Source organism: Mobiluncus sp., from assembly GCF_034180645.1.
GTDB lineage: Bacteria > Actinomycetota > Actinomycetes > Actinomycetales > Actinomycetaceae > Mobiluncus.
This window is the reverse complement of sequence record NZ_JAXFNY010000004.1, coordinates 38,537-64,690: the sequence shown is the minus strand read 5'-3', so window position 1 is coordinate 64,690 and position 26,154 is coordinate 38,537. Positions and strand designations below refer to the sequence as shown.

Here is a 26,154-nt window from a genome sequence, read left to right as displayed (position 1 = left end):
CTTGACGTAGTCAGCCTTGACGTTCAAGTAGTCCAAATAGAACGCGTGCTCCCACATATCCAGCATGAGCAGCGGAATCTGGGCAATCGGAATGTTCGACTGCTGGTCGAACAGCTGGAAGATGACCGGGCGACCCGCCACACTGTCCCAAGCCAGCACCGCCCAGCCGGAGCCTTGCAGTCCGGTCGCAGCTGCGGTGAAGTGCTTTTGGAAGGCTTCAAAAGAACCGAAGTATTCATCAATCGCCGCCGCCAGTTCGCCGCTGGGACGGTCGGGGGTGGCGTTAGCCGGACCCATCATCTTCCAAAAAGCGGAGTGGTTAGCGTGTCCGCCCAGGTTGAAAGCGAGATCCTTTTCGAGCTGGTTAATCGTGGCAAAGTTGCCGGTCGCGCGGGCTTCTTCGAGCTTTTCCAAAGCTGTGTTCGCGCCGTTCACATAGTTGGCATGGTGCTTGTCGTGGTGCAGCTCCATGATTTTGCCGGAGATGTGCGGCTCCAGAGCAGCGTAATCGTAGGGGAGTTCGGGGAGGGTGTAAACCGCCATGTTTTGTTCCTAACTGTTTCAGTCAGATCCGGATTGACCCGACGGCTCGATTCTATCCGAGCATACGCGGGCTGTCTGCGGAGTATCGCCTATAGCAAAATCCCGGCCGCTAAATTTCTCGCCCGGCCGGTAAATATGTAGAATAGTAGGCGCTGCTTTTTGCAGATTAACCAAATACCTGGAGGATTCGCCTAGTGGCCTATGGCGCACGCTTGGAAAGCGTGTTGGGTGCAAGCCCTCGGGGGTTCGAATCCCCCATCCTCCGCTGGTGGTGATGTCCGGCCTGTGCCGGGCATCATTTTCATTTGCACAAGGTCGGTAGAGCCCCGCGACGGCCAGCGGTTTTCGTGGCGAACCTGTTGCCTCCCTGCGCATCTCGCCGCACGTAATCAGCAGAACAGCACCGCGCAAACGCCGACGAAAATCAGGGGATACCCGCTCGATTGTGCCTAAAAGGGGAGAATAGCCGGGTAGCTGCCAATAATGGCAGCTACCCGGCTATTCTCCCCCTATAAACCACGTGCACTCCGCAACCCACCAACAAACCGCCGACCAACTCCCCGGGGGCCCGGCTCCGAAAGCCCAATTTCCAAAAAAATCCCAAATAAAACCTATTTAAACGTTCCGGTATGCCATATATGGCACACCGACCCATTTAAATAGATTTAACGCACTATCAGCGCGAACCAGAGCCGGATCAGAGCTGAATCAAAGCCGCACCAAAGCCGCATCAAAGGTAAAAGATGGGTATGTTTTTAGTTATATTTAGGTTTTGCCTGTAAACTAGCCTCGTGCCACAAAAGTGGTATTACCCGAAAGTTCAGCGAAGGCGCTGATGGCGCCAAGCTGAGGATATCTTTGGAGGCTAACCTCGTGAAGAAACAACTAACTGCCATTGCTGCCGCAGCGGCTTTGGCGCTGACGATGACTGCTTGCGCATCCGGCTCAAATGGCGGGGATGCTGAAGGCAAAACTGGTGCCAATGCGGTAATTGTGGGTAATGATTCCGAACCCCAGAACCCGCTGATTCCAGCCAACACTAACGAAACCGGTGGCGGCTTGATTCTGGATCACATTTTCGCTGGTCTGGAATACTACGATGCCAAAGGCAACCCCCAGATGGAAGTCGCCGAATCGATTACATCTGACGATAACCAGAACTGGACTGTGAAAATTAAGGGCGATACCAAGTTCTCGGACGGCACAGCGGTCACTTCCAAGTCCTTTGTCGATGCCTGGAATCAAGCTGTGAAGCATAACATGCTCAACGCCTACTTCTTTGAATCTATCCAGGGCTACGACGAAGCGCTGGCGGCTGCAGAAGCCGCTACTGAGGCGGATCCGAATGGCACCGGCGACGTGGATATGACCGGTTTGAATGTGGTGGATGACACCACCTTTACCATCGCTTTGGAACAGCCAGAATCTGACTTCCCGCTGCGTTTAGGCTACTCGGCGTTCTATCCGCTACCGGAAGCCGGTATTGGCGATCCTGCCAAAGTTAAGGCTTACGGTGAAAACCCCATCACCAACGGTCCCTACGTGGTAAAGAAGGATTCTTGGAAGCACAACGAACAAATTGAACTGATTCCGAACCCGGACTACAAGGGTGACCGTATGCCGAAGAACGGCGGGGTGACTCTCAAGTTCTATTCCACCCAGGACGCGGCTTACAACGATTTGCAGTCGGGCGCATTGGACGTATTGGATGCTATTCCGGACTCTGCATTCGGAACCTACCAGGACGAATTGGGCGACCGCTCGGTTAACGAGCCTTCCGCTATCTTCCAGTCCTTCACTTTCCCGAAGTCTGACACTCGTTTGCAGGGTGAAGCTGGAGCACTGCGCTTGCAAGCTATCTCCATGGCTATCAACCGTGAAGAGGTCTGCGACACTATCTTCCAGGGTACGCGTACCCCGGCAACTGACTTCGTCGCCCCGGTTATCCCCGGTCACAACGACTCGCTGGCCGGCAACGAGGTACTGAAGTACAACCCCGAAAAGGCCAAGGAACTGTGGAAGCAGGCTGACGCGATTGAACCGTGGACTGGCGATTTGCAACTGGCATACAACTCCGATGGTGGACACCAGGCCTGGGTTGACGCAGTCATGAACTCCATTAAGAACACTTTGGATATTGAAGCCAAGGGTGCGCCTTACCCCGACTTTAAGTCCATCCGTGACGAAGTCACCAACCGCACCATTAAGACGGCGTTCCGTACCGGTTGGCAGGCGGACTACCCCTCGCCTTACAACTTCCTCGGCCCGCTCTATGGCACCGGCGGTTCTTCCAATGACGGCGATTACTCCAACCCGGATTTCGACAATCTGTTGAAGCAGGCTCTGAACACCTCTGATCAAAAGGAAGCCTTTAAGATTTACGATCAGGCTCAGGAAATCCTGTTGAAGGAACTGCCGACGATTCCGCTGTGGTACTCCAACGTTAACGGCGGTTGGGCAGAAGGCGTCCAGGGCGTCCAGTTCGACTGGCACTCCAAGCCGTTGTACTTCGACATCACCAAGTAATTTGGCGATATTGAGACTTGACTGGATGCGTCTAAAGACCGCCAATTAAGCCTGATAATTGAACGACTGCGGCCTGGGTGGGAAATATCACTCCCAGGCCGCAGTTACGTTTTCACTACCTAATCGGGGTAGAATCATTACGTTATTTCGATTATTGACAAGGAGGCGCCGTGGGCAGATATCTCGGTCGTAGGCTCCTGCAGATTATTCCGGTGATGTTGGGGGCTACTCTGCTCATCTATGCGCTGGTGTTCTTGATGCCTGGTGATCCAATCCAAGCCCTGGGCGGTGATCGTGGTTTAAGTGAAGCCGCCGCTTCCGCCATGCGCAAACGTTATCACTTGGATCAGCCATTCATTATCCAATATCTGCTCTATCTCAAAGGTATCTTTACCCTGGACTTTGGGCTGACGTTCTCAGGGCGCGAAGTCACCGAGGTCATGGCTTCAGCATTTCCCGTGACCATCAAGTTGGCGTTGATGGCTCTGGCGTTCGAGGCGATTTTTGGGATTGCCTTCGGGACGATTGCGGGTCTGAAGCGCGGGGGCATTTTTGATGCCACGGTTTTGGTGGTTTCGCTGTTTGTGATTGCCGTGCCGACCTTTGTCATTGGTTTCGTGATGCAGTTCCTCATCGGGGTAAAGCTCGGGTGGCTGCCGACTACTGTGGGCGGGGACACATCTTTCCAAAGGTTGCTGATGCCTGCCATCGTGTTGGGAGCGGTGTCCTTTGCCTATGTGCTGCGTTTGACCCGCCAGTCCGTTTCCGAGACCGTGTCAGCCGATCATGTGCGGACTGCCTATGCCAAGGGGTTGCGCCCCGGACGAGTCATTCGGGTGCATATCCTGCGTAACTCGCTGATTCCGGTCGCGACATTCCTGGGGGCTGACCTGGGGGCATTGATGGGCGGTGCCATCGTGACCGAAGGTATTTTTGCTATCAACGGTGTTGGTGGCAACATCTACCAGGCCATCATCAAAGGTGAACCTGCCACAGTCGTATCCTTTACCACCGTGCTGGTGATGGTCTACATTTTGGCGAACTTAATCGTTGACCTGATGTACGCCCTTCTGGATCCGCGGATTCGCTATGAGTAAGGAGGGGGAAATGGCAAACGAAAACGAGAGCACTGTGGAAACGAAAACTTTGCCCGGACAGTCCCACTACGTTTCAGAAATCGACGAAACCGGTCTGGGGGCGGTAGACGCCGTAGCTGACGACCGCGCTCCGTCCTCCATTTGGGCAGAGGCATGGAAGTACCTGCGCAAACGTCCCCTGTTCTGGGTGGCGGCTGCCATTATTTTGTTCGCTATCATGCTGGCGGCTTTTCCCAGCCTGTTCACCAGCGTGGATCCGAAGTTTTGCGAGTTAAAGAACTCTTACGGTCAGCCCAGTGCCGGACACCCGTTCGGATTCGACCGTCAGGGCTGCGACATTATGGCGCGGACCGTTTACGGGGCACGCGCCTCTGTGATTGTGGGAATCCTCACCACCGTGGTGGTGGTGCTGATTGGTGGCACATTCGGGACACTGGCTGGTTACTTTGGAGGCTGGCTCGACTCGATTTTGTCGCGTATTACAGACATTATTTTCGCGGTGCCGTTCTTGCTGGCGGGTATCGTCGTGATGCAGATGTTCCGCGAAAACCGCACCATCTTTACCGTGGTATTAGTGTTGGCGGTGTTCGGCTGGCCGCAAATCGCGCGAATTACCCGCGGTGCCGTGATGCAAACCAAGACTGAAGAATTCGTCAACGCCGCCAAGGCCCTGGGCGAGAGCAAGATTCGTATCATCCTGCGCCACATTGTTCCCAACGCGACCGCTCCGATGATTGTTTACGCGACCGTGGCTCTGGGGACGTTCATCGTTTCAGAAGCGACCCTGTCCTTCCTGGGGGTGGGCTTGCCTTCCGATGTGGTCAGCTGGGGTGGGGATATTTCGCGTGCTCAATCAGCGCTGCGTCAAAATCCCTCCGTCCTGTTCTATCCGGCTGGCGCCCTGGCCATGACCGTTTTGAGCTTCATCATGATGGGTGACGTGGTTCGCGATGCCCTCGATCCGAAAGCGAGGAAGTAACGTTGAGCGACACTACAAATAACCTCAGCGAGGCAGCTGCAGAAGCTTCTGGAATGCCGGTGGTAACTCAGGAACTGGAAGGTATCGATAAAGCGGCTACTGCCGCGGAGATGGAAGCGACCCAAGACGAACTGATTCTGGGCTCGCAATCCTACGCGGCAGTGAAAGCCGGGCTGACTGTACCCTTGCTGGAAGTCATCGATTTGGAGGTTGCTTTCCGATCCTCCACCGGCATGGTTCCCGCCGTGCGCAAGGCAAACTTCTGTGTCTATCCCGGTCAGACCATCGCTATTGTGGGCGAGTCCGGTTCCGGTAAGTCTACGGCGGCGTCTGCCATTATCGGGTTGCTTCCCGGTACAGGCAAAGTCGTGGGCGGCAAAATCTTGTTCCAAGGTCACGACATCACCAAGTTGGGGCGGCGCCAATACGTTGACCTGCGCGGTTCGCATATCGGCATGGTGCCCCAAGACCCCATGTCAAACCTGAACCCGGTGTGGAAAATCGGTTTCCAGGTGCGCGAAGCCCTCCGGGCTAACGGTAAAGCTAAAGGTCAAGAGAATGACCGGGTGGTGGAACTGCTGGAGGAAGCGGGACTTCCGGACGCGAAACGGCGCGCGAAGCAATATCCGCACGAGTTTTCCGGCGGGATGCGCCAACGCGCCCTCATCGCGATTGGCTTGGCTGCTGATCCGCGGCTGTTGATTGCCGACGAACCGACTTCCGCCCTGGACGTTACGGTGCAGCGGCGTATCCTCGATCACCTGCAGAACCAGACGCAGGAGCGCGGTACCTCCGTGCTGTTTATCACTCACGACTTGGGTCTGGCGGCGGAACGCGCCTCGCACCTGGTCGTCATGCACCGGGGGCGTGTGGTGGAATCCGGTCCGGCTCTGGACATTTTGAAACAACCCCAACACCCTTACACGAAGCGCCTGGTCAGCGCTGCACCGTCCTTGGCTTCACACCGTATCCAAGCAGCCAAGCAACGCGGAGAAGTCTCTGACGAGCTGCTGACTTTCGGAGCCAGCCGCGAGGAATATACCGAAGAAATCATCCGCGTCGAAAACTTGACCAAGATTTTTGACGTGCGCGGGGCAAAGGGCACGGCTAAAAAGCTCAAGGCAGTCGATGATGTGTCTTTTGGTCTGCGCAAAGGCACGACCTTGGCGCTGGTGGGCGAATCCGGTTCCGGGAAATCCACGGTGGCGAACATCATCTTAAACCTGCTGGACCCCACTTCGGGCAAGGTTTATTACGAAGGCACCGACCTGTCTACCCTGAACAAACGCGAATTGTTCGATATGCGGGCGAAAATGCAGGTAGTGTTCCAGAACCCCTACGGCTCGCTCGATCCCATGTTCAGCGTTTACCGCTGTATCGAGGAACCGCTGCTGGTACATCGCAAGGGCGACCGGAAGGCTCGTGAGGAGCGTGTGGCTCAGCTGTTGGATGCGGTAGCCCTGCCGCGTTCGGCGATGCGCCGCTACCCCGGGGAGCTGTCCGGCGGTCAGCGTCAGCGTGTCGCGATTGCCCGAGCGTTGGCGTTGCGTCCCGAGATTATCGTTTTGGACGAGGCCGTTTCCGCCCTGGACGTGTTGGTGCAGGAACAGATCTTGCAGCTGTTGGCTGAGATTCAGCACCGGGAACACATCAGTTACCTGTTCATCACCCACGACTTAGCAGTGGTGCGTCAGATGGCTGATGACGTGGTGGTGATGCAGGAGGGCCGGGTCATGGAAACCGGTTTGACTGACGAAATCTTTGACCATCCGGCCCAGGCTTACACCAGAGATTTGATTGACGCGATTCCCGGCGCCAAGATTCCGTTGTTCACCGGCGAGTAAGCGGCGTTACAATAGGACGTTGTTTTAGGAAAACCGGTAACTACAGAAAAGGGTTTATGGCACAGCGTCAAGATATCCGAAATGTCGCCATCGTCGCGCACGTTGATCACGGGAAAACGACCCTGGTCGACGCCATGTTGAAACAGGCTCACGCCGAGGGACTCCGGGCGGACGGCCCGGAACGGGTCATGGATTCGGGCGACCTGGAGCGCGAAAAAGGCATCACTATCCTGGCAAAGAACACGGCGGTCAAGTATTCCGGTCCGGCAGCCGTGGATAGCGGGTGTCCCCAGGGCGTCACCATCAACGTGGTCGATACCCCCGGTCACGCCGATTTTGGCGGGGAGGTCGAGCGCGGTCTGTCGATGGTTGACGGGGTGGTGCTGTTGGTGGATGCCTCAGAAGGTCCCCTGCCCCAGACTCGTTTCGTGTTGCGCAAGGCGTTGGCGGCGCGACTGCCGGTCGTGTTGGTTATTAATAAGGTTGACCGCCCCGATGCGCGTATCGACGAAGTCGTTTCCGAAGCGACCGACCTGTTGCTGACGCTGGCCACTGACTTGGAAGCCAGCGGGGAACTCGGTGAGGACGGTCTGGACCTGGATCAGCTGCTGGACCTGCCGATTATCTACGCTTCGGCAAAGGTCGGGGCGGCGTCTCTGACGAATCCCGGCAACGGCAATGTTCCTGATGGCGACCTGGAATGCCTGTTTGAAGCCATTTTGCAACATATTCCCGGACCCACCTACGATCCGGAGGCACCGCTACAGGCGCACGTCACGAACCTCGATGCGTCTCAATTCCTGGGCCGCCTGGCGCTGCTGCGGATTCACAACGGAACCATCCGGCAAGGTCAGACAGTCGGTTGGGCTCGCCAGGACGGCATGGTGGAAACTGTGAAGATTACCCAGCTGCTGGCCACGCACGGCCTGGAACGGGTCCCTGCCGAGTCGGCAAAATACGGGGATATTGTCGCGGTGGCCGGTATCGAGGACATCACCATCGGCGAGTCCCTGGTTGACGTGGACGACCCGCGTCCCCTCCCGCTGATTCGGGTGGACGAACCGGCGATTTCCATGATGATTGGCATCAATACTTCTCCGTTTGCCGGGCGGGTGAAAGATGCAAAAGTTACCGCACGCCAGGTCAAGGATCGTTTGGAGCGGGAACTGGTAGGTAACGTGTCCCTGCGGATTGTGGATATCGGGCGCCCGGACGCCTGGGAGGTGCAGGGCCGTGGCGAGCTGGCTTTGGCAATCTTGGTCGAACAGATGCGCCGGGAAGGCTACGAAGTGACCGCCGGTAAACCGCAGGTCGTGACCAAGACAGAAAACGGCAAGCTGATGGAGCCGATGGAGGCCCTGACCGTGGACGTCCCGGAAGAACACTTGGGAACGGTGACGCAGCTACTGGCGGCACGTAAAGGTCAGATGAACACGATGACCAACCACGGAACCGGCTGGGTGCGTCTGGAATTTACCGTGCCGAGCCGCGGTTTGATTGGTTTTCGGACGCGGTTTTTGACCGAGACGCGCGGCACTGGGATTGCCTCCTCGGTCAGTTCCGGTTGGGCGCCGTGGCAAGGCGAGATTGAGGGGCGGGCGACCGGCTCGCTTATCGCGGATCGCGCCGGGAAAGCCAGCCCTTACGCCATGATTAAACTGCAGGAGCGCGGCAGCTTCATCATTCAGCCCGGCTCGCAGGTCTACGAAGGCCAGGTCGTCGGTGAGAACCCGCGTGGCGATGACATGATTGTCAACGTTACCAAGGAAAAACAGCAGACCAACATGCGTTCCTCCACCCAGGACGCTTTTGAAGGTCTGACCCCGCCGATGAACTTTACCCTAGAGGAAAGCCTGGAATTTGCCGGGAATGATGAATGCGTCGAGGTAACTCCTGAAGCTGTGCGGATTCGTAAGGTAATCTTAGATACGGAAACACGCTACAAAGATGCGGCGCGTCGCCGCCGCGAGCAGTAACTCGGCGGAAAACCAAGAGCGGACACCGCGGGGAGATTCGATGGGCAAACCAGACGTGAATAAAGGTGCGAGGCCAGGTGCCTCCCCTAAAGGGGCGCGTCCTGCCACGCCTCGCCCCGTTCCCCTGCCCGCTAGACCGGCAGGAAAAGCGCCGGGTGGGGCGCGGACTACCAACGCCACTGAAATGTTCCCCGGTTTTGCGCAGGACAAGAAACGCAGCGGCAAGTTTCCCGTGTTTATCGGCGCAGCCATTGGGGTTTTAGCTTTGACCTACGTGGGGGTGGCCGTAGCCGTGTCGGGCAGCATGCCCCGAGGGTCGTCAATCGTGGGGGTTTCTGTCGGGGGAATTACGCCCGATGCCGCCATTAAGAAGCTCGATTCCGATTTGGGAGACAAGCTGAAGCAGCCGTTCCCGGTGAAGCTGGGCGCCAAGACGGCGAACATCGATCCGGCTGTGGCGGGACTGCAGCCCGATTTCGCCTCTTCCGTGCATGAGGTCGCCGATTTCTCCTTGAACCCAGTCAAGATAATTGCTCATATCGGTGGTGCTGGCGCGCTGGACCTGAAATCGAAGATTGATGAAAAAGCGCTTTATAAAGCCGTTTCCGCGGCGGCCGCGGATCTAAAGTCCGCGCCGCAGGAAGCTGATTTTAATTGTCAGGCGGGTCAGCTAAAGCCGGTCAAGCCCAGTCCGGGACGCGAGTTGAATCTGAAAGCCGCCACCGCCCTGCTGCAAACATCGTGGTGGAAGCAAGGGGACCCCCTGAAACTTCCGGGCAAGTCTAGTGCCCCGAAATCCACCCAGGCCCAGTTGGACGCCGCCACCGAGGGTGAGGCGAAAATCCTGATGAGTGCCCCGGTGAAGCTCAACGTCGGCGGGCAAAGCCTGGAAATTCCCACTGCTGAACTGTGCCAGGACGTCACTTGGTCTCTGCGCGGCGAGGAGCTGAAAGCTAGTTTTGACGGGGAGAAACTCAAGAAATTCACCTTGGGAAGCACCAAGGGCTTGGAAACCGAGCCGGTTAACGCTCGTTTCAGTTTTAGTTCCGGAACTCCCCAGGTGGTGGCATCCGTGGACGGGACCAAACTCGATCCGAAAGAATTGGCCGACCGGGTGACCTTGGGAGCAACTTCGACGGAAAACCGTGAGGTCAGTCTCGATTTGACCCCGATTCCTCCCCAGTTCTCCACCGATGACGCCAATAAAGCCGGAGTAAAAGAGATTATTGGGGAGTTTGCCACCCCGCTGACTGCCGACAGCGTGCGGACCAGTAATCTGACCAGGGCGGCCCAGATTCTGACTGGGAAAATGTATCTCCCGAAACAGGACTTTTCCCTGGAACGTGACTTGGGGCCGTTGACGCCCGAGAATGGTTGGCGAGCTTCGGGGGTCTTTGAAAACGGTGTGCACACCACAGCCATCGGCGGTGGTTTGTCCCAGATGTGCGTCACAGCCTTGAATGCGGCTTGGTTTGCGGGAATGGATTTGATTGAGTTCAATCCTCATGGGGTTTACTTCACCCGCTATCCGGCCGGACGCGAATGTACCTTGTGGACCGGTTCCCTGGATTTGAAGTGGAAAAACCCGAATCCAACGGCTGTGGTGCTGCAGGGATGGACCGGCGGGGGGCAGCTGCATATGCGTATCTGGGGCACCAAGTACTACACCGTGGAGTCAACGCAAAGTCCGCGGACGAACTATGTGCAGCCGAAACAGACCATCAACAATTGGTCCAAGTGCGTTCCATCTGGGGCGGGTCAGCCCGGTTTTACCGTCAGCAACACGCGTACCCGCTACTTGGATGGGAAAAAGGTCGATTCCAAGACCTACACTCACACCTACGCGCCGGATAATGCGGTGGTGTGTGCGAAAGATTTGGCCGCACAAAAAGCTCGTGAAGCCGCAGCTGCGTCCCCAAGCACAGACGACTAGCCGACAGGCGAACCTGACGACACGGGGTAGGATAGATTCATGACTTACGTGATAGCTCAACCCTGTGTGGACGTGAAAGACAAGGCTTGTGTCGACGAATGCCCGGTCGACTGCATTTATGAGGGAGAACGCACTCTGTACATCAACCCGCTGGAATGCGTGGATTGCGGAGCTTGCGAGCCGGTGTGCCCGCCGCAGGCAATCTATTACGAGGACGACTTGCCCGCGCCGTGGACGGACTTCTTGCGGGCCAATCGAGACTTTTTTGCTGATTTTGATAACCCGACCCCTGGCGGGGCCTCGGTGGTGGGCAAGGTCGACAAGGACGACCCGATGGTGGCCGCGCTACCTCCCCAGGGTTGATTCCGGCACTGGGAGCGGTGCCTTTGTGAGGCTTGACTGAACGCCTCCTCAACGTACAGTACGGTGCAGAGCGAATCTGCACCGCCCCGGTGATTTTTATTTAAATTATTGACGCCAAAAACTATTGGACGAAACGCGGGTAACGGGAGTACTATAGTCCTAGGGACTTAAGTCCCAAAGCCCCCCAGCCTGGCAATGCTGCCGGACCAGCGCTTATATGAAAATAAAAATCATCGAGGAGGAATCTCATGGGTGAGAATAACGGAGAGTACTTTATCCAGTCTGACCAGAAGCGATTGGATACCCCTTTTCATCAGGCCACGCAAGGCAACAACGGTCTTGAAATCAACAAACTGTTGAGCAGTACTGGCAACGTCACTTTGGACTACGGTTTCGGTAATACCGCCAACTGCGAATCCAAGATTACCTACATTGACGGCGCTAACGGGGTGCTGCGTTACCGCGGCTACCCGATTGAGGAACTGGCTCGGGAATCCAGTTTCGTAGAGGTCGCCTACCTCTTGATTTATGGTGACCTGCCCGACGCGAAGTCCCTGGAAACCTTCACCCACAAAATCAAGCGCAACCGTCTGTTGCCCGAGGACTTTAAGGCGTTCTTTACGGCCTTCCCCTCGAATGGTCACCCCATGTCAATCCTGCAGGCAGGCGTTGCCGGTCTGGCGACCTACTACGAGGACACTTTGAACCCCCTCGAACCTGAACAGCTTGAAGAAGCCACGATTCAACTGCTGGCCAAGCTCTCCGTCATGGTCGCAACCATCGCGAAGCGCGCCGCCGGCCTGCCTCAGCTGTACCCGGACGCGTCTCGGGACTTGACCGAGGACTTTATCCGCATGTGTTTCGGGCTACCCTACCAGTCCTTTGATATTGATCCGGCGATGGTTCGTGCTTTGGACCGCCTGTTTATCCTGCACGCCGACCACGAACAGAACTGCTCGACCTCGACGGTGCGTTTTGTGGGCTCATCTCACGCGAACCTGTACACTTCGGTGGCTTCCGGAGTAGGCGCGTTGGCTGGTCCGCTGCACGGTGGGGCGAACGAGGCGGTGTTGCGCATGCTGATTCAGCTGCGAGATACGGATATGTCGGTTAAGACCTTCGTCGATAAGGTCAAGAATAAAGAGGACGGCATCAAGCTGATGGGCTTCGGCCATCGCGTATACAAGGCTTACGACCCGCGTGCCGCCATCGTGAAAGAATCCGCTCACGAAGTGTTGAGCCGTCTGGGCAAGGCCGACAAGCTGCTGGATCTGGCGCTGGAGCTGGAAGGTATCGCGTTGAGCGATGATTACTTCGTTTCCCGTAACCTGTACCCGAACGTGGACTTTTACACTGGCTTGATTTACCGTGCGATGGGCTTCCCGATGAAGATGTTTACCCCGTTGTTCGCGGTGGGCCGTCTGCCGGGCTGGATTGCCCAGTACCGTGAGATGATTGCCGATCCGGCGACCAAGATTGCTCGCCCGCGTCAGGTTTACATCGGCCACGCCGAGCGTCACTACGAGAATCTGCGTTCTCGGTCTGCCAAGTAATCGACTTTTACGTCTCCCTGCCCTGTCCGGTTGACCGCGCCGCCTGACGCGTCCCGACGCCGGTGGGCGAGACAACAGCGTTGACAACTAGAGAGAAGGAAAACATGGTTAAGAAAGTTTGGGGTGTGGGCCTGACGGCCGAAACTGAGAGCGGAAAGTCGTTGGACACTTGGTACCCTTACATTTTCGAGGGCGACGTGGACGAGGCGAAGGCAAAAGAGCTGACCGCGAAGCTGGCGCACCTGGAGGGCAAGGACGATGCCCGCCTGATTATTAACAAGGTCATCACCGTGAGTGCCGATTTGGAGGACGATGTCCAAAGCGCTCCCGATGGCTACTTGCGTTTGCACGCCCTGTCATGGCGGATGGTGAAACCCAACACCTTGAGTCTGGAAGGCTTGTTTGACAAGCTGAACCTGGTGGCGTGGACCAGCCGGGGGGCTTGTGATTACGAGAACTTTGAGGAAACCCGTCTGCGCCTGATGACCAAGTACGGCATCGGCGCCAACATCCGTTGCGTGGATCGGATTCCCCGGATGACCACCTACGTGACCCCGGACGGGGTGCGGATTGCCAATACCGAAAACGTGCGGTTGGGGGCTTACCTGCATCCGGGTACCGAGATTGGCTACACCGGGTTCGTGAACTATAACGCGGGAACCTTGGGCGCGGCCCGGATTGAGGGACGTTTGTCTCAGGGCGTGACCGTGGACGAAGGCACGACTCTGGCTGGTGGTGCCTCCACCGCGGGTACTTTGGCGGTGGGAATTCACAAGCGGGTGTCCTTGGGTAAGGACTGTCACATGGGGGCGAACTCCGGTCTGGCGGTTCCGCTGGGAGACGACTGCGATATTGAAGGCGGTCTGTATTTGAACAGCGACACCAAGGTTTACTACATGCCTTCCGGCGGTGTTATGCCTGGTGATACCGGGTTCTTTATCGAGCCAAAGACGATGTTGGCCGAGGAACTGGCAGGGGTTTCCCACGCCGTGTTCCGCCGCAACTCGCAGACGGGCCGTGTCGAGGCCGTGTCTCGCAGCGGCACAGCTATCGAGTTCTCTGACTGAGAATCCGCCAGTTTGGTGCTGTTTTGGGATTAATGCTTTTTGGGGCTGGCGTGCGCCAGCCCCAAAAAGTTTATTAAGTTAGAAAAAATTGATTAAGTTAGGTGTTTTGCCTGTCCAGGAAGCCTTTACCGGCAGAACATCTGGGTCGCGTAGGACGAATTCGGCCCGTCGAACCACACCCCGATACCGGTGGTGGTGAAGCCGGCGTTCATCAGGTTCGCGAAGTGCCCGGCCGAGTGAATCCAGTTGGTGACGTGCTTGCTGCCGCCCTGACCAGCGGGGAAGAAGCCCATGTGCCAGTCAATGTTTTCGCCTACTCCCATGCACTTCGAGACGAGAATCGAGCGGATGCCGTTCGGGGCATTATTGGAATGCTCGAATTCGCCGGTTTGAGCCATATGCTGCGACCAGACGCGGGCGAGGGCATCCATAGCGGGGTCGCGAGTCAGAGGCGCGATGCCGTCCTGGGCGCGCCGGGCAGTAATGCCGGCATGGATATCCGCTTCTTCCTGGGCGGCGGCTTGCTCCGCGGAACCGGCCGCATTACCTGGATTCTTTGGTTGCTGCCTCTGGTTGAGCGGGCTGAGCCGACTGAGTGTATCCGGTGCCGCTGGCAATCATCTGCATGACCTGCGGATCCCAGATGCTACCGCCTAAGAAAATGGGAGAAGTCGCGTTATTTTGCACGTAACCAGCGGCGATATTCATTCCCGGGTTCGGCATGGTGGAGGACAGGATGATGGGACCGTCCTGGAGCGCTCCCCCTGGAAACTGAATCAGCCAACACGTCACCGCGAGCCACGTAGAAGTTCCCCTTGTGACCGGGGAAAGCGTAGTTGGCGATAGCCAGGGAGGTGGCGTAGCGGTTCTCACCCTGCAAGCGGTCGGTGTCTGCCCCTTGGGCAATTTCGGCAAGCACCTCCGCGGACACGGCGCCCGGCCCGCCCAAGGCAATGACTTTGCCGCTGACTTTCAAACCTGCTACATACTGGGTGGCAGCATCGTTGTTGCCGCGGGGATTGACCAGAACAATCGGGCCGCCCGGCAGGAATCCTGCCGAGAGAGCATCGGCTAAAACATCGCCGCGTGCCAGGAAACATTTTCCGCTGAACTGGGGTAGGCGTGGCGAGAAATCGCTACGGAGGTTTCGTAACGGTTAGTGCCCGCGAGCTGGTTGAAGCCCTCAGCGTTAGCGGCGGCGCAGGTGATGGTAGATGCTCCCGCCATAGCGAGGGCACATACTGTGACAACGAAACGTTTTCGGGTCATATTATGCCCTTTGGGTAGTCGAGATGTACTCATTGTGACACGGCGTGCGTGAGAAAAGTTCCGTTTCGGTTTAACTCAGATTTCGTGGTCTGGAGGCGAGGCGGGGGTGCGGCGTAGGGCCAGGCTCATCGCTTCACGCAGGTTTGCGGCAGCTTGAATCTTGAATCCCCGCGGGGCCTGCAAACCTCCCGTAGTGGCGGTGGGCACGATAGCGCCGGTGAATCCCAGTCGAGCCGCTTCCGCCACCCGGCGAGATGCCGCGGTGCAGGAACGGATTTCTCCGGTCAACGAGACTTCCCCGAAAGCCACCAGACCAGGGTCGATGACCTGGCCCGTCACCGCAGAGGCCGCCGCGAGCGCAACTGCCAAGTCCACTGCCGGCTCGACCGCTCTGGCTCCGCCAACTGTAGAGATGTAAGCGTCCAAAGTACCGAAAGGCAGTTTTAGTCGGGCTTGCAGGACAGCCAGCATCATGGCGGTGCGTGAGTAATCCAGACCGGAAACAGTGCGCCGCGGGGAACCGCCCGCAATGGGGGTGGCCAGGGCTTCTATCTCTATAGGCAGGGCGCGCCGACCTTCCAGCGACATGGTCACGCAGGCCCCGGGCACCGGCTCGGCCGTTTTGCTGAGGAACAGGCCGCTGGGGTCCTCGATGCCTTCGATGCCGGATTCGACCATTTGAAAGAAACCGACCGCGTCGGTCGGGCCGTAGCGGTTTTTTACAGCGCGCAACAGCCGTAGCTCTCCGGTTCGTTCGCCTTCAAACTGACACACTACGTCCACCAGGTGTTCTAGGGTACGCGGGCCGGCCACCGCCCCGTCCTTGGTGACGTGCCCCACCAGAACCAGTGCCATGTGTCGGCTTTTGGCCGCGTCAATGAGCCGGGCCGCGACTTCACGAACCTGGGCCGGCCCGCCGATAGACGTGTCCATAGTGGGATCGGTCAAGGTCTGAATGGAGTCGATAATGGTTAAATCCGGGCTGATTGTCTCGATTTGAGCCAGGGCTTGCGAGACCTGGGTTTCGGCTGCTAGGTAAAGGTTGTCCGCCACTCCACCGATACGTTTCGCTCGGGACAACACCGCTTCGGCGGTTTCTTCGCCGGTAAGGTACAGGACAGTTTTTCCCTCCGCATCCGCAGTGGCGGGATTCGGTGAATCGGGGGAAACCAAGCGTAGCCGGGAGTTCCCTCCAGCGTCGGGCGAGGGCGGGACTGTGCCTTGGGCAATCTGGGCGGCGACCTCTAACAATAAGGTTGACTTTCCGATTCCGGGCTCTCCAGCCAACAGGATGACCGCACCGGGGACAATACCGCCGCTGAGGACCCGATCGAATTCACCCACTCCCGTGGGCAGGCGCACCGCCCTCTCGGTGGAATATTGCCCGATAGGTTTAGCCGGAGATGCCGGACGCCCGTAGCTGCCGGAACCGCGCACCGCGGTTCCGGCAGCTACGCGGGCGGAGTTTTTCGCCAGGACCACGTTTTCTTCCAAGGTGCCCCACTGGCCGCAGCCGCGGCATTGACCAGCCCATTTGGGCCATTCCTCCCCGCAGTTGGAGCACACGTAAACCGTTTTTTCTTTCGCCATGACTCCATCGTCTCACAACCCCCGAATGCGAAAAATCGCGAGTTCGGCCCTGGCAAACACCTCCAGGCAAATATCCGGTGAACCCGGGGATAACAGGACGGGATAATCATGGGGATACTCGCTGGGTTGCGGATAAAGGTGGAGAATAGCCGGGTAGCTGCCAATAATGGCAGCTACCCGGCTATTCTCCCTCTATAATCCACACGTGCTCCGAAAACCCGCACCCAGGGCCACAAATTAACCGGTTAATTTCAGGTTAAAACCGCGTTAGACTTTTTACGGCGAATCACGCCGAAACCCCGGGCGAAGAACCTCGTGAAAGCACGAAACCTCACGCCCGGTGGCGCAACGATTACAAAGAGAGGAACCTCGATGGCAACTGCTCAAGCCTGGATTGAAGGAGCGCGGCTGCGCACCCTCCCGGCTTCGGCGGCACCTGTCCTGCTCGGCACCGGCATTGCCGCCGGACTGGGCAAGATGGATCCTTGGCTGGCCCTGGGTTGCTTGGCAGTGGCGCTGCTGCTACAAATCGGGGTCAATTTTTCCAACGACTATTCAGACGGGATTCGCGGTACGGATGAATACCGCGTTGGCCCGCCGCGCCTGGTCGGTGGCGGGGAAAATCCGCGCAAGGTCTTGGCGGTGGCGCTGAGTTGTTTCGCCTTAGCCAGCGCTGTGGGCCTGAGTGTCGCCATCGTTTCCCAGTCCTGGTGGCTCATCGGCGCCGGAGTGGCGGCAGTCGCGGCCGCCTGGTTCTATACCGGGGGCAAGCACCCCTATGGCTACGCCGGGGTAGGCCTGTCTGAGCTACTGGTTTTTGTCTTTTTCGGTTTGGTGGCGGTGCAGGGAACCCTGTGGGTGCAAGCTCAAGTCCTACCGTGGCAGTCATGGGCGCTGGCCAGCGGGTTGGGGCTGTTGTCCTGTGCTCTGCTGATGGTCAATAATTTGCGCGACATCCCCACGGATCGGAAATCCGGCAAAATCACCCTGGCGGTACGTTTGGGGGATGCTTGGTCGCGGCGCATTTATCAGCTATTAATTTATGTCGCTTTGCTGCTGTCGCTGGTGGTGCTGTTCGTGCCGTGGCCGGATATCTTCCCCGGCGGATTTATCCAATGGGGCAGCGGTTTTGTGGTGCAGTTGGCGCTGTGGCTGGGGGCTTTGCTGACGATGCGTCCGGTGCGCGCGCATCAGACTGGCAGGTCCTTGATTGTCGCCCTGCGTAACACCGGTTTCTTAACCCTGGCTTATGGCGGCCTGCTCGGTCTGCTGTTCGCCCTGCTCTAGCCGTTTTTGCCGGTTTTTCAGAATCGTGCAAAAGCGCGGGTGGGCGGCAGCTCGCTGCGGTCAGCGGTAGTCGGCTTACCCTCACGCGCCACCTCATGCTATGTTAATAGTGTCAAGAGTTCACCGGGAAAGCGCCCGGAGAACCTTCTGAATAAAACGAAGAAAAGGGGAGGAAATGAAACTGGTAGTGGTCGGCGGAGTTGCGGGTGGTCTGTCCTTCGCGGCGCGGATGCGCAGGTTGGACGAGTCAGCAGAAATTGTGGTGTTTGAAAAAGGAGCGTACCCCTCGTTTTCTAACTGTGGCTTGCCTTTCTATGTTGGTCAGGAGATTCCCGCGCGAGAAAGCCTACTGCTGAACACATCCCAGAGCCTGAAAGCGAAACTGAACCTGGATGTGCGGGTAAACCACGAGGTCATCGGCGTGGAGGCGGCCGCGAAAACCGTGCAGGTGCGCGGCGCGGACGGGCAAGAATTCACGGAACGCTACGACAAGCTGATTCTTTCTCCCGGAGCGAGGGCTGCGCGTCCCCCGATTGCGGGCTTGGATTCTCCGCGGGTTCACACGCTGCGCACCGTTGATGATGCTCAGCGGATTGTGGATCTGGCTGATTGTGCAAAATCGGCGCTGGTAATCGGTGGGGGATTCATCGGGATCGAAGCGGCGGAAGCCCTGGCTCACCGCGGCATCAACACGACAATCGTCGAAGGCAGTGACCATGTCATGCCTCCGCTGGACCTGGAGATGGCTCACCTGGTGACCGGAGCCTTGCAATCGCTCAATATTAACGTCATCGCGAAAACTCGTGTCACCAAGGTCCAACATTTCCCCGCTCACGACCTGGCAGAACTGTCGGACGGGCAGTGCCTGGAAGTGGGGCTGATTGTGCTGGCTGCGGGCGTTACCCCCGCTACGGAGCCTTTCGTGGCAGCCGGGGTCAAGGCTGATGAGCGGGGCTTCATAGTAATTGACCAGCATGGACGCACGAACCTGCCTGACGTGTTCGCCTGCGGTGATGCCGTTACGCAGCAGACCGGGGTGAGTGGACAAGCGCGGCCGGTTGCGCTGGCCGGTCCGACCAACCGCGCGGCTCGGCTTATCGCCGACTTCATCGCTGACCCAGAAACGGCTCGGCCCCTGCCCAAACCCATCTCTACCTCGATTTTTCGGGTGGGACCCATGACTGTGGCTCAGACCGGGGCAAATCGAGCCGAACTGGACGCGAGGGGCATCGCCTACCACACTATTCACACCCATCCCACCGACCACGGAACTTTCCTGCCCGGTGCTCAACCGATGCAGCTGATGCTGCATTTTGCGGCCGCGGACGGAAGAATCCTCGGCGCTCAAGGAATCGGGGGCAACGGGGTGGATAAGCGTATCGATGTTATTGCCACAGCGCTTAAGGCTGGGCTGAGCGCCCCCGATTTGATTGACTTGGATTTGGCGTATGCGCCCCCGTATTCCGCAGCGAAGGATCCGGTCAATTTCCTGGGTTACGTGGCGGAAAATGTGCTGTGCGGTCGGCTGAAACTGTGGTACGCCGAGGAAGCGGCTCGCCTCGACCCTGCCACGCCAATACTTGATGTGCGCCCCGTCCCTGAGTTCAATGCCGGACATTTGCGAGGCTCCAGGTGTATCCCCTTGACGGAACTGCGTTCACGGCTGGACGAGGTGCGTTCCTGGGCCGACGGGGAAACCGTGTACTTGAGCGATGATAGCGGGGCTAACGCTTGGCTGGCACAGAGAATTCTGGAACCCGCAGGGATTAATGCTAAAGTATTATCTGGCGGAGTCAATACGGTTTTCGCCTATTACTTTGACAACCCCGGTGCGGTGCTGGAAATGTAACGTAGCTTCCAACAGACGATTCCGGATAGAGGAAAGGGAATAACATGTGCTCTCCAGTAAAGTGCGCGAACTGCGGAAAGACGACTTGGACAGGATGTGGCCAACACATTGAAGCGGTCAAGGCCAGCGTCCCGGCCGACCAGTGGTGTACCTGTCCCGAAGACAAACGCAAACCGCAATCCCTATTCGCGAGTTTCTTTGGGCGCTGAGCATTTCTGCCGCCCGGCGGCAGAAAATGAGCGAAGCGCTCAGGGTGCGGAGCCGTTAAGAAACGGCAATGGTTTCCCCCTCCCCGCCCTTGCTAAAATCACCGTATGACCTCGAGCAATGACTTTTTAGAACTTCGAGCCGGTCAATACCGCGCCCAGATTTCGCCCTTTGGTGGGGGCTTGTGGTCGCTGACTTTTGCGGGGAAGCCGCTGGTAGTGACCCCTCCGGTGCCGCACAAGGGGTTGTCACAAGTCTCTCCGGTTCCGTTTGCGGCGGGGTGTCTGCTGGCGCCGTGGCCCAACCGGGTAGACGGCGGGAATTTCACGTTTCAAGGCGAAACGTATCAGCTCGAAATCAACGAACCCGACCGCCGCAACGCCATTCACGGTTTCGTCAGGGAACGGCCTTGGGAACTCGATCCCGAAACGTCCGACAACCCCGCGACGGTGCGCCTCGCGCTGGAAATGGCGCCGCAACCGGGCTGGCCGTGGCGACTCAAATACGTGATGAACTGGAGTGTTGACGCGACCCAAGGGCTGCGAGGCGAACTGCGGGTTTCCAACCTCAGCGATACGCCCTGCCCGTTTGGCTTCGGCTGGCATCCCTATCTGAGCGCGGGGGGCGCGAGTCTGGACGAATGCACCTTGCGCATCTCAGTAGGCAACAATCTCGTGCTCGATTCGACACGCAACCTGCCGACCGGTCTGGAGCGCCCCGCGGATACTGTGTTGGGTCAAGCGCGGCCGGTAGCGCTGCACGGATTGTGGCTTGACCACGCCTTTCGGGCTCAACCCGAACCGGGCGGGCGAGTCCGGGCCGCCTTGTGCCGGGCGGACGGTTCGGGGACGGAACTCAGTGCCGGACCGTGGTGTCGGTGGCTCCAGATTTATACCGCTGACCCCGCTCACCAGGAGGCTTTCCCCGGCGTTGATGATGGGCGCGCCCTGGCGGTCGAGCCGATGACCTGCCCGCCTAACGCCCTGAGCCGAAATCAGGACGTACTGGTACTGGAACCAGGGAAACCGGAAACCTTCACTTTCGGGCTACGCTCCCTCGCCGCAGCACGCTGATGAATAGCCGTCACCTGGCGCACCCGACCGTGAAAGCCCGATGGTAGGTTTCGGAATCGTAACTATCTCTATTTACATCGTCTTAAGAAGAGCATCAGAAGTTGGGTAACGAATCCTCGGCAGTGACAGGAAGAACGTCAGGCAGTTTGTCCGACAGGGCTAACGCGATTCTTTTATGGCATGAAACATAGATTCTGTCAGAATAGATTGACTGAGTTAATACGCACGAAATTGAGGAATTAAAAAGGAGAGATGGCAGGCGAGAATTTAACGCGCTGGTGAGTTTACGTGACGAAAACTTACGTAGCGTGTATTCTTCAGGACGTAGGAACGAATCAACAGGGCCGATGAGATTAGCCTGTTCTGCGTATTCGACGTATCCACTCCAGAATATACCGTGCCAGGATTCGTATTCGGAAAAATCCGCGAGCGTGGCTGTCAGCTGAGATAAGTAAACTTCGCTGTTAATTACGCCCTCGGCGAAGTGCAATTTGGAACCGGTATCGATTGTTTTGAGTAACTGAGGATTCTGGGAAACTTCAACCAAGGAGTAATGATGTTTCGCGGCGAGGTCCGCCCAGGAAAATGTGTCCTGCATATTTCCTATTGGTAGAAGCAGCATCAGAGTGGCATCAAAGTGTTTAAAGACCAAATCAGATACATACCCGGTACGATGGTCGTTAGACTGCAGCGCGAGATTCGGGTCAATCGCTTTTAAGAATGAATACATAGTTTGCATGGTTCATCGGGCTATCAGTAGAGGCTTTGTCCCAACCATTTGCATTGGGATAAAAGATAGATAATGTCACGTATTTAGACTTCATTGTTACAGGTAGCCTTAGCTCTATGAAGGAGTCTTTTACCTGCCAATCTTCCTGTAAATTGATGCCGAATTCTTGGTATGTGCATTTGTTGGGATTAACTGATTCTTTCTTGTAAATTTGCTCACACTGACGAACTAAAGTCGAGGGCGGCGGGGCGATTCTGTAAAACCGCAGTTCGAGAAGAGTGGGATTCTTTCGTGATACGACTGGTATATCCTCCATAGGTGTCACCGTGTTGCCTATCTGTGCCTCGAAATAGGGTAACCACAGAAACTCGACTGGTGTAATCTCTTTTCCATTTACAACGAGTGTAGGGGGTGCATCTGGTCCTACGTAAGCATATTCCAGAGCCGCAGGTGACGAATCTCGTGAAGTAGAACCTGTTGACCCGAGGGTGCAAGATGCCAGAGCAACTACAATCGCTGCAACTGAGGTGAAGTATAATGTCCGAGCTAGCATGAAAATCTACTGATTCGGTTATTGCCACCATTACCTGTCCTGGCGAAGTAATTCTTCCCATTCTCGGTTGTAAAATGTGCAGAAAAACCCCAATATGTGTGTGTTCCAGTACCTGAACAGGACTGGTGAGGATGTGCATCGTAGCTTGTATTCTTTCCGGTAGTTTCTGATCCGTCGGAAGCCAACGGTTGGAATCCGTACGGAGTTTCGCGGTAGAGAGATGTCACTGTCTTAAGGTATTGAACGTTATTTGAGCATGTTATACGACCGTGTACGGATGCCATGTTGCCGCTCTTATGCGGCAAGTCGGTGTATCCTGTGCACTTCGAAGGTGAATAGACTGGTTTCGTAGGTACCACGGCACTCGACTGTGGACGCGCAGGGTTGGAGAAACTGATTCTACTGAGTGTTGAATCAACCTCGGTTAGAGGAGTGGTCGGGCGTATCATTTCGCTGCGGCTATTTATGGGTAGAATTGGAGCACTGTCATTTTGAGAAGTGGCAACGCTGTCGAATCCCGAGGTGCTTAGTGCAAGAAGAGAAATAGCAGCAAATATAGCCTTGTTAGTAAGCGTATAAGCCTCCTTGCAGTTTCAAGATTAATACCAACACTATATCACGGAGCTAGATGTGTTACATCACTCTCATAATGGTGGAGCCGATGACCTGCCCGCCTAACGCCCTGAACCGCAACCAGGACGTACTGGTACTGGAACCAGGGAAACCGGAAACCTTCACTTTCGGGCTACGCGCGATAAACGGTTAGCTGACGGGTATCCTGACGATTCCTTCCCGGAATTTCAGCATCTAGCGGGGTTTATTTCCCCGAATACCAGAGAAGCAGACGTTCCACTTCCGCTTGCAATGCGGTGTTACCGTTACGAGAATACTTGCGGGGGTCGACCAAATCGGGGCCTTGCGCCAAGTCCTTACGAACTTCTGCGGTATAGACCACGTTCAGGTGCGTAGAGACGTTAATCTTGGTCATACCTGCGGTAATAGCGGCGCGCATTCCTTCGTCAGAAACCCCGGAAGAACCGTGCAGAACCAGCGGAACCGGAACGGCCTGTTTAATGGCAGAAATCAGATCCGTGTCCAACGTGGCATCGCGCGAGGTCATCGCGTGTGACGACCCCACTGCTACCGCCAGCAAGTCCACGCCGGTGTCTGCCACGAACTTTGCGGCGTCCTCTGGGTTGGTGCGTGCGCTAGGGTCGTGGACTCCATTTTTTCCACCGACCTCGCCCAGTTCGGCCTCGACACTCACGCCACGGTCGTGACACCACTGGGTAATCTGCGCGGTGGTGTCACGGTTTTGCGCATCCGGCAGTTTGGAGCCGTCATACATAATCGAGGTAAAGCCCAAATCGACTGCCGCGCGGCACAGGTCGAGGTCCTCAGCGTGATCGAGGTGCGCTACCACCGGGACTTTTGCCTGCTCGGCTAGCTTTAGCACGGCGCAGCCGATGGGTTCCAGCCAGCCATGATGGTACTTAACAGCGTTTTGGGACAGCTGCAGAATCACCGGTAGGTTGACCGCTTCTGCCGCGGCGATTTGGGCTTCGCCATGTTCCAGCAGCACCACGTTGAAAGCTCCCAGACCGACTCCGGCCGAGGCGGCCTCAGCAGCGAGTTTACGTATATCGCACAGCATTTATGCACTCCATTCTTCAGTTTGAAAGGTCATTTTAGCGGCAATTGTTGCCACCATATCTGTTTCCACCACGCCAGCAACTGCCGCCGGAACCGCGGCAGCCGACCAAGACACCGCGCGCCCGAGAGCCTCGTGTGTTGGCAAGTTTTCGGACATGCCGGACAGGAATCCAGCTACCGCCGCATCTCCCGCTCCAGTAGGATTGCCCTCCAAAGTCATCCCGGGGACGGCCCACTCGACCTGTAGCGAGGCGGTGTGCACAGGCGCGGCGGGATGCTCCACGTAGGCCAGCCCGTCACTTCCAGCGGAAATCAGCAAGGAGCGAGCTCCCAGAGATAGCAAAGAACGCGCCGCCGCGGGCAACTCAGCAATACCGGTGGCCTCACGCAGTTCCGCCGCATTCGGTTTCAGGCAATCCGCGCCTGCCTGAGCGGCCTCTAAGAGAAACTGCCCGGAAGTATCCACCATCACCCAACAGCCTAAGTCATGCAAACCGGTGATTAGACGTCCGAGCATCCCCTTGGGACTGCCCTGGGCAAAAGACCCGTTAATGCTGACGAAAGCATTCGGGGTCGCCCAGTCCAGCTCGAGTGCTTGCAGCCACGCCTGTTCCCAATGCTGAGTAACGTCTTTGGGGTTCATAGTGCCATAGTTCGGGCCTGCCTCGTTGAATACCGTGGCGTCTCCGTCAGCCACGATAGCTACGGATTGGCGGTTTGGGAACGGCATGGGCAAGGGTAGAAAACTAAACTTTCCGTGCCACTCTAGTTTCCGTTTTTCCAGGTCGGCAAGGTATTCCGGGCTGGAAAAAAATCCAACTGCGAGGGTGGGATACCCCATTTGAGCCAGGACTGAAGCTGTATTAATGCCCTTTCCTCCGGCACGGTAAACGAAGTCCTCGACCCGATGTGTTGAACCGATCTTGAGGGCGTCCACTGTGTAAGTGATGTCCAAAGCAGGGTTGGGAGTGAAAGTAATGAGCTGAGGCATCTGAGTCTTTCCAAACTTATGACGGGCGAGCCGCGGGGATAATCGGAACTTGGGCTTTGGCAAAGGCTTGCGCCGCAATACCTAACAGTTGTGCCTGCGACCCAAAGTTGGACAGCGAGAAGTGCGGTTCAGGCAGGTTCACGAGGTGCGATAACGTAGCCTGGCGGAGTCGTTCAAGGTAGGTGGGTCCTTCCTTAGATTGTCCTCCGCCTACGATGACATCAAGATTTCCCAAGGTCGCCAGGCTGGCAGCCAAGACTGCCCCCAATGCCTGCGTGGCGGTTTCGATTACGTGATGAGCACATTCGTCTCCTTCCCGTTCCCTCAGGAACACATCCTTGGACGTGGGGTGGGCCGTTTGCGGGGAAATACCTTTCAAAAGGGCGTAGCGTCGGGCGGTATATTCGGCAGAAGCAATCCGTTCCAGGGGGAGGCGAGTTGCCTGAGTGGAAACTGGCGCGGCGGCCTTTTCCAGATAATTCAAATCGGGATTGGGAAGTAGAACCTGGCCAATCTCGCCAGAGCTCCCACTCCGGTTCAGTACTCGTCCGTTGAGGACAATCCCTGCCGAAATGCCGGTTCCGATAGCGACAAAAAAACACTCCTGACGTCCGGTAAATAAGGCTTCGCCCAAGGCACCGGAACGAACGTCATGTCCCAACGCAATCGGAGCGCCCAAGGCTTCACCTAATCGGTCGCGCATGGGAAAACTCCCCCAGCCAAGGTTGGCTGAAGTGATGGTCATGCCGGTGTCTTCCACCATTACTCCGGGAACACCCACGCCGACAACACCGCAAACTTGCTCAGCGGTCACAGCTTTGCCGTCAGGGCGACGTATTTCACCGCGGTGCAAAGCCTGTTGAATCTGACTATACTGACCAGCAATTTGGTCAATCAGACCAACAGCGCCGCCGGTAGAGGTAGTTAGGGTCGGCAGCGTCACCAGCGAACCGCTGTTAGACACGAAAGCAACTTTCGTGTCCGTTCCCCCCACATCAAAGGCCAGCGTGTACACCGGTGCAGAACCGGTTTTTGGTGTCGGAAGCTCATCGGGTGGCATCTGTCCCTCCA

Annotated in this window: 23 protein-coding genes, 1 tRNA gene and 1 pseudogene; 15 read left to right on the top strand and 10 right to left on the bottom strand. The window is 57.1% G+C overall.

Annotated elements, in window-relative coordinates; translation table 11 throughout:
• Positions 1-543, bottom strand: a 543-nt coding sequence (locus tag SPI05_RS01320; RefSeq protein WP_321075431.1) for a superoxide dismutase, incomplete at its 3' end; no start/stop codon positions are given.
• A gap of 180 nt (positions 544-723) precedes the next feature.
• On the opposite strand from SPI05_RS01320, the gene SPI05_RS01315 reads away from it, so the two are divergent.
• From SPI05_RS01315 to SPI05_RS01270, 10 genes are all read left to right on the top strand, one after another.
• Positions 724-808 (top strand) — tRNA-Ser (locus SPI05_RS01315).
• A gap of 659 nt (positions 809-1,467) precedes the next feature.
• Positions 1,468-3,069 carry an ABC transporter substrate-binding protein gene (locus SPI05_RS01310; protein ID WP_321075435.1) on the top strand — a complete coding sequence of 534 codons (1,602 nt, stop codon included), beginning with the start codon at positions 1,468-1,470 and terminating at the stop codon, positions 3,067-3,069.
• Between the two features lie 170 nt (positions 3,070-3,239).
• On the top strand, positions 3,240-4,166 hold the full coding sequence (locus tag SPI05_RS01305) for an ABC transporter permease (protein ID WP_321075429.1): 927 nt from the start codon (positions 3,240-3,242) through the stop codon (positions 4,164-4,166).
• Between the two features lie 10 nt (positions 4,167-4,176).
• A complete protein-coding gene (locus SPI05_RS01300; protein WP_321075427.1) occupies positions 4,177-5,145 on the top strand; it encodes an ABC transporter permease in 969 nt (322 codons plus the stop codon).
• Between the two features lie 2 nt (positions 5,146-5,147).
• Entirely contained in the window at positions 5,148-6,989 is a 1,842-nt protein-coding gene (locus tag SPI05_RS01295) for an ABC transporter ATP-binding protein (RefSeq protein ID WP_321075425.1), read from the top strand.
• A gap of 56 nt (positions 6,990-7,045) precedes the next feature.
• Positions 7,046-8,965, top strand: coding sequence for a translational GTPase TypA (typA, locus tag SPI05_RS01290; RefSeq protein WP_321075422.1), 1,920 nt, complete (start codon positions 7,046-7,048; stop codon positions 8,963-8,965).
• Positions 8,966-9,005: 40 nt separating this feature from the next.
• A complete protein-coding gene (locus SPI05_RS01285; RefSeq protein WP_321075420.1) occupies positions 9,006-10,898 on the top strand; it encodes a VanW family protein in 1,893 nt (630 codons plus the stop codon).
• A 39-nt stretch (positions 10,899-10,937) separates the two neighbouring features.
• On the top strand, positions 10,938-11,261 hold the full coding sequence (fdxA, locus tag SPI05_RS01280; protein WP_282920975.1) for a ferredoxin: 324 nt from the start codon (positions 10,938-10,940) through the stop codon (positions 11,259-11,261).
• Between the two features lie 248 nt (positions 11,262-11,509).
• Positions 11,510-12,814 (top strand): citrate synthase, encoded by a 1,305-nt coding sequence (locus tag SPI05_RS01275; RefSeq protein ID WP_307742369.1) that lies wholly within the window; start codon positions 11,510-11,512, stop codon positions 12,812-12,814.
• Positions 12,815-12,918: 104 nt separating this feature from the next.
• A complete protein-coding gene (locus SPI05_RS01270) occupies positions 12,919-13,881 on the top strand; it encodes a DapH/DapD/GlmU-related protein (protein WP_321075415.1) in 963 nt (320 codons plus the stop codon).
• Between the two features lie 125 nt (positions 13,882-14,006).
• On the opposite strand, the gene SPI05_RS01265 is transcribed toward SPI05_RS01270, so the two are convergent.
• From SPI05_RS01265 to SPI05_RS01250, 5 genes and pseudogenes are all read right to left on the bottom strand, one after another.
• Complete coding sequence (locus SPI05_RS01265) at positions 14,007-14,498, bottom strand: CAP domain-containing protein (protein ID WP_321075413.1); 492 nt, start codon at positions 14,496-14,498, stop codon at positions 14,007-14,009.
• Positions 14,499-14,557: 59 nt separating this feature from the next.
• A complete protein-coding gene (locus SPI05_RS01260) occupies positions 14,558-14,857 on the bottom strand; it encodes a cell wall-binding repeat-containing protein (RefSeq protein WP_321075411.1) in 300 nt (99 codons plus the stop codon).
• Positions 14,858-14,914, bottom strand: a pseudogene (locus tag SPI05_RS08975) (hypothetical protein); the annotation flags it as partial.
• Positions 14,915-14,952: 38 nt separating this feature from the next.
• Complete coding sequence (locus tag SPI05_RS01255) at positions 14,953-15,150, bottom strand: hypothetical protein (RefSeq protein WP_321075410.1); 198 nt, start codon at positions 15,148-15,150, stop codon at positions 14,953-14,955.
• Between the two features lie 75 nt (positions 15,151-15,225).
• The gene (locus SPI05_RS01250; RefSeq protein WP_321075409.1) at positions 15,226-16,740 is read right to left on the bottom strand and encodes a DNA repair protein RadA; all 1,515 of its coding nucleotides are present in this window, start codon (positions 16,738-16,740) and stop codon (positions 15,226-15,228) included.
• Positions 16,741-17,112: 372 nt separating this feature from the next.
• Between SPI05_RS01250 and SPI05_RS01245 the strand changes: the two genes are divergently transcribed.
• The 4 genes from SPI05_RS01245 (at position 17,113) to SPI05_RS01230 (ending at position 21,156) form a co-directional block, all read left to right on the top strand.
• Positions 17,113-18,027 carry a 1,4-dihydroxy-2-naphthoate polyprenyltransferase gene (locus SPI05_RS01245; protein ID WP_321075407.1) on the top strand — a complete coding sequence of 305 codons (915 nt, stop codon included), beginning with the start codon at positions 17,113-17,115 and terminating at the stop codon, positions 18,025-18,027.
• 175 nt (positions 18,028-18,202) lie between these two features.
• Positions 18,203-19,876: an FAD-dependent oxidoreductase gene (locus SPI05_RS01240; protein WP_321075405.1), complete on the top strand. Its 1,674-nt coding sequence runs from the start codon at positions 18,203-18,205 to the stop codon at positions 19,874-19,876.
• Positions 19,877-19,920: 44 nt separating this feature from the next.
• Positions 19,921-20,085, top strand: a complete 165-nt coding sequence (locus SPI05_RS01235; RefSeq protein ID WP_321075403.1) for a hypothetical protein — start codon at positions 19,921-19,923, stop codon at positions 20,083-20,085.
• A gap of 105 nt (positions 20,086-20,190) precedes the next feature.
• Positions 20,191-21,156 carry an aldose 1-epimerase family protein gene (locus SPI05_RS01230; RefSeq protein WP_321075401.1) on the top strand — a complete coding sequence of 322 codons (966 nt, stop codon included), beginning with the start codon at positions 20,191-20,193 and terminating at the stop codon, positions 21,154-21,156.
• A gap of 94 nt (positions 21,157-21,250) precedes the next feature.
• Here the strand turns inward: SPI05_RS01230 and SPI05_RS01225 are convergent, their stop codons facing one another.
• A complete protein-coding gene (locus tag SPI05_RS01225) occupies positions 21,251-21,895 on the bottom strand; it encodes a hypothetical protein (RefSeq protein ID WP_321075399.1) in 645 nt (214 codons plus the stop codon).
• Positions 21,896-23,067: 1,172 nt separating this feature from the next.
• On the opposite strand from SPI05_RS01225, the gene SPI05_RS01220 reads away from it, so the two are divergent.
• The gene (locus SPI05_RS01220; protein ID WP_321075397.1) at positions 23,068-23,205 is read left to right on the top strand and encodes a hypothetical protein; all 138 of its coding nucleotides are present in this window, start codon (positions 23,068-23,070) and stop codon (positions 23,203-23,205) included.
• Positions 23,206-23,256: 51 nt separating this feature from the next.
• Here SPI05_RS01220 and SPI05_RS01215 read toward each other — a convergent pair whose 3' ends face one another.
• The 3 genes from SPI05_RS01215 to SPI05_RS01205 are packed head-to-tail and all read right to left on the bottom strand — an operon-like array spanning position 23,257 to position 26,143.
• A complete protein-coding gene (locus tag SPI05_RS01215) occupies positions 23,257-24,093 on the bottom strand; it encodes a class II fructose-bisphosphate aldolase (protein WP_321075396.1) in 837 nt (278 codons plus the stop codon).
• Entirely contained in the window at positions 24,094-25,083 is a 990-nt protein-coding gene (locus SPI05_RS01210) for a 1-phosphofructokinase family hexose kinase (RefSeq protein WP_321075395.1), read from the bottom strand.
• Between the two features lie 16 nt (positions 25,084-25,099).
• On the bottom strand, positions 25,100-26,143 hold the full coding sequence (locus SPI05_RS01205; RefSeq protein WP_321075393.1) for an ROK family protein: 1,044 nt from the start codon (positions 26,141-26,143) through the stop codon (positions 25,100-25,102).
• Positions 26,144-26,154 lie beyond the last annotated feature (11 nt).

Coding starts and splice junctions, on each gene's coding strand:
- fdxA (WP_282920975.1), top strand. CDS start 10,938: ATGACTTACGTGATAGCTCAACCCTGTGTGGACGTGAAAGACAAGGCT.
- SPI05_RS01210 (WP_321075395.1), bottom strand. CDS start 25,083: ATGCCTCAGCTCATTACTTTCACTCCCAACCCTGCTTTGGACATCACT.
- SPI05_RS01270 (WP_321075415.1), top strand. CDS start 12,919: ATGGTTAAGAAAGTTTGGGGTGTGGGCCTGACGGCCGAAACTGAGAGC.
- SPI05_RS01220 (WP_321075397.1), top strand. CDS start 23,068: ATGTGTTACATCACTCTCATAATGGTGGAGCCGATGACCTGCCCGCCT.
- SPI05_RS01250 (WP_321075409.1), bottom strand. CDS start 16,740: ATGGCGAAAGAAAAAACGGTTTACGTGTGCTCCAACTGCGGGGAGGAA.
- typA (WP_321075422.1), top strand. CDS start 7,046: ATGGCACAGCGTCAAGATATCCGAAATGTCGCCATCGTCGCGCACGTT.
- SPI05_RS01285 (WP_321075420.1), top strand. CDS start 9,006: ATGGGCAAACCAGACGTGAATAAAGGTGCGAGGCCAGGTGCCTCCCCT.
- SPI05_RS01230 (WP_321075401.1), top strand. CDS start 20,191: ATGACCTCGAGCAATGACTTTTTAGAACTTCGAGCCGGTCAATACCGC.
- SPI05_RS01205 (WP_321075393.1), bottom strand. CDS start 26,143: ATGCCACCCGATGAGCTTCCGACACCAAAAACCGGTTCTGCACCGGTG.
- SPI05_RS01300 (WP_321075427.1), top strand. CDS start 4,177: ATGGCAAACGAAAACGAGAGCACTGTGGAAACGAAAACTTTGCCCGGA.
- SPI05_RS01225 (WP_321075399.1), bottom strand. CDS start 21,895: ATGCAAACTATGTATTCATTCTTAAAAGCGATTGACCCGAATCTCGCG.
- SPI05_RS01310 (WP_321075435.1), top strand. CDS start 1,468: ATGACTGCTTGCGCATCCGGCTCAAATGGCGGGGATGCTGAAGGCAAA.
- SPI05_RS01240 (WP_321075405.1), top strand. CDS start 18,203: ATGAAACTGGTAGTGGTCGGCGGAGTTGCGGGTGGTCTGTCCTTCGCG.
- SPI05_RS01245 (WP_321075407.1), top strand. CDS start 17,113: ATGGCAACTGCTCAAGCCTGGATTGAAGGAGCGCGGCTGCGCACCCTC.
- SPI05_RS01235 (WP_321075403.1), top strand. CDS start 19,921: ATGTGCTCTCCAGTAAAGTGCGCGAACTGCGGAAAGACGACTTGGACA.
- SPI05_RS01275 (WP_307742369.1), top strand. CDS start 11,510: ATGGGTGAGAATAACGGAGAGTACTTTATCCAGTCTGACCAGAAGCGA.
- SPI05_RS01255 (WP_321075410.1), bottom strand. CDS start 15,150: ATGACCCGAAAACGTTTCGTTGTCACAGTATGTGCCCTCGCTATGGCG.
- SPI05_RS01215 (WP_321075396.1), bottom strand. CDS start 24,093: ATGCTGTGCGATATACGTAAACTCGCTGCTGAGGCCGCCTCGGCCGGA.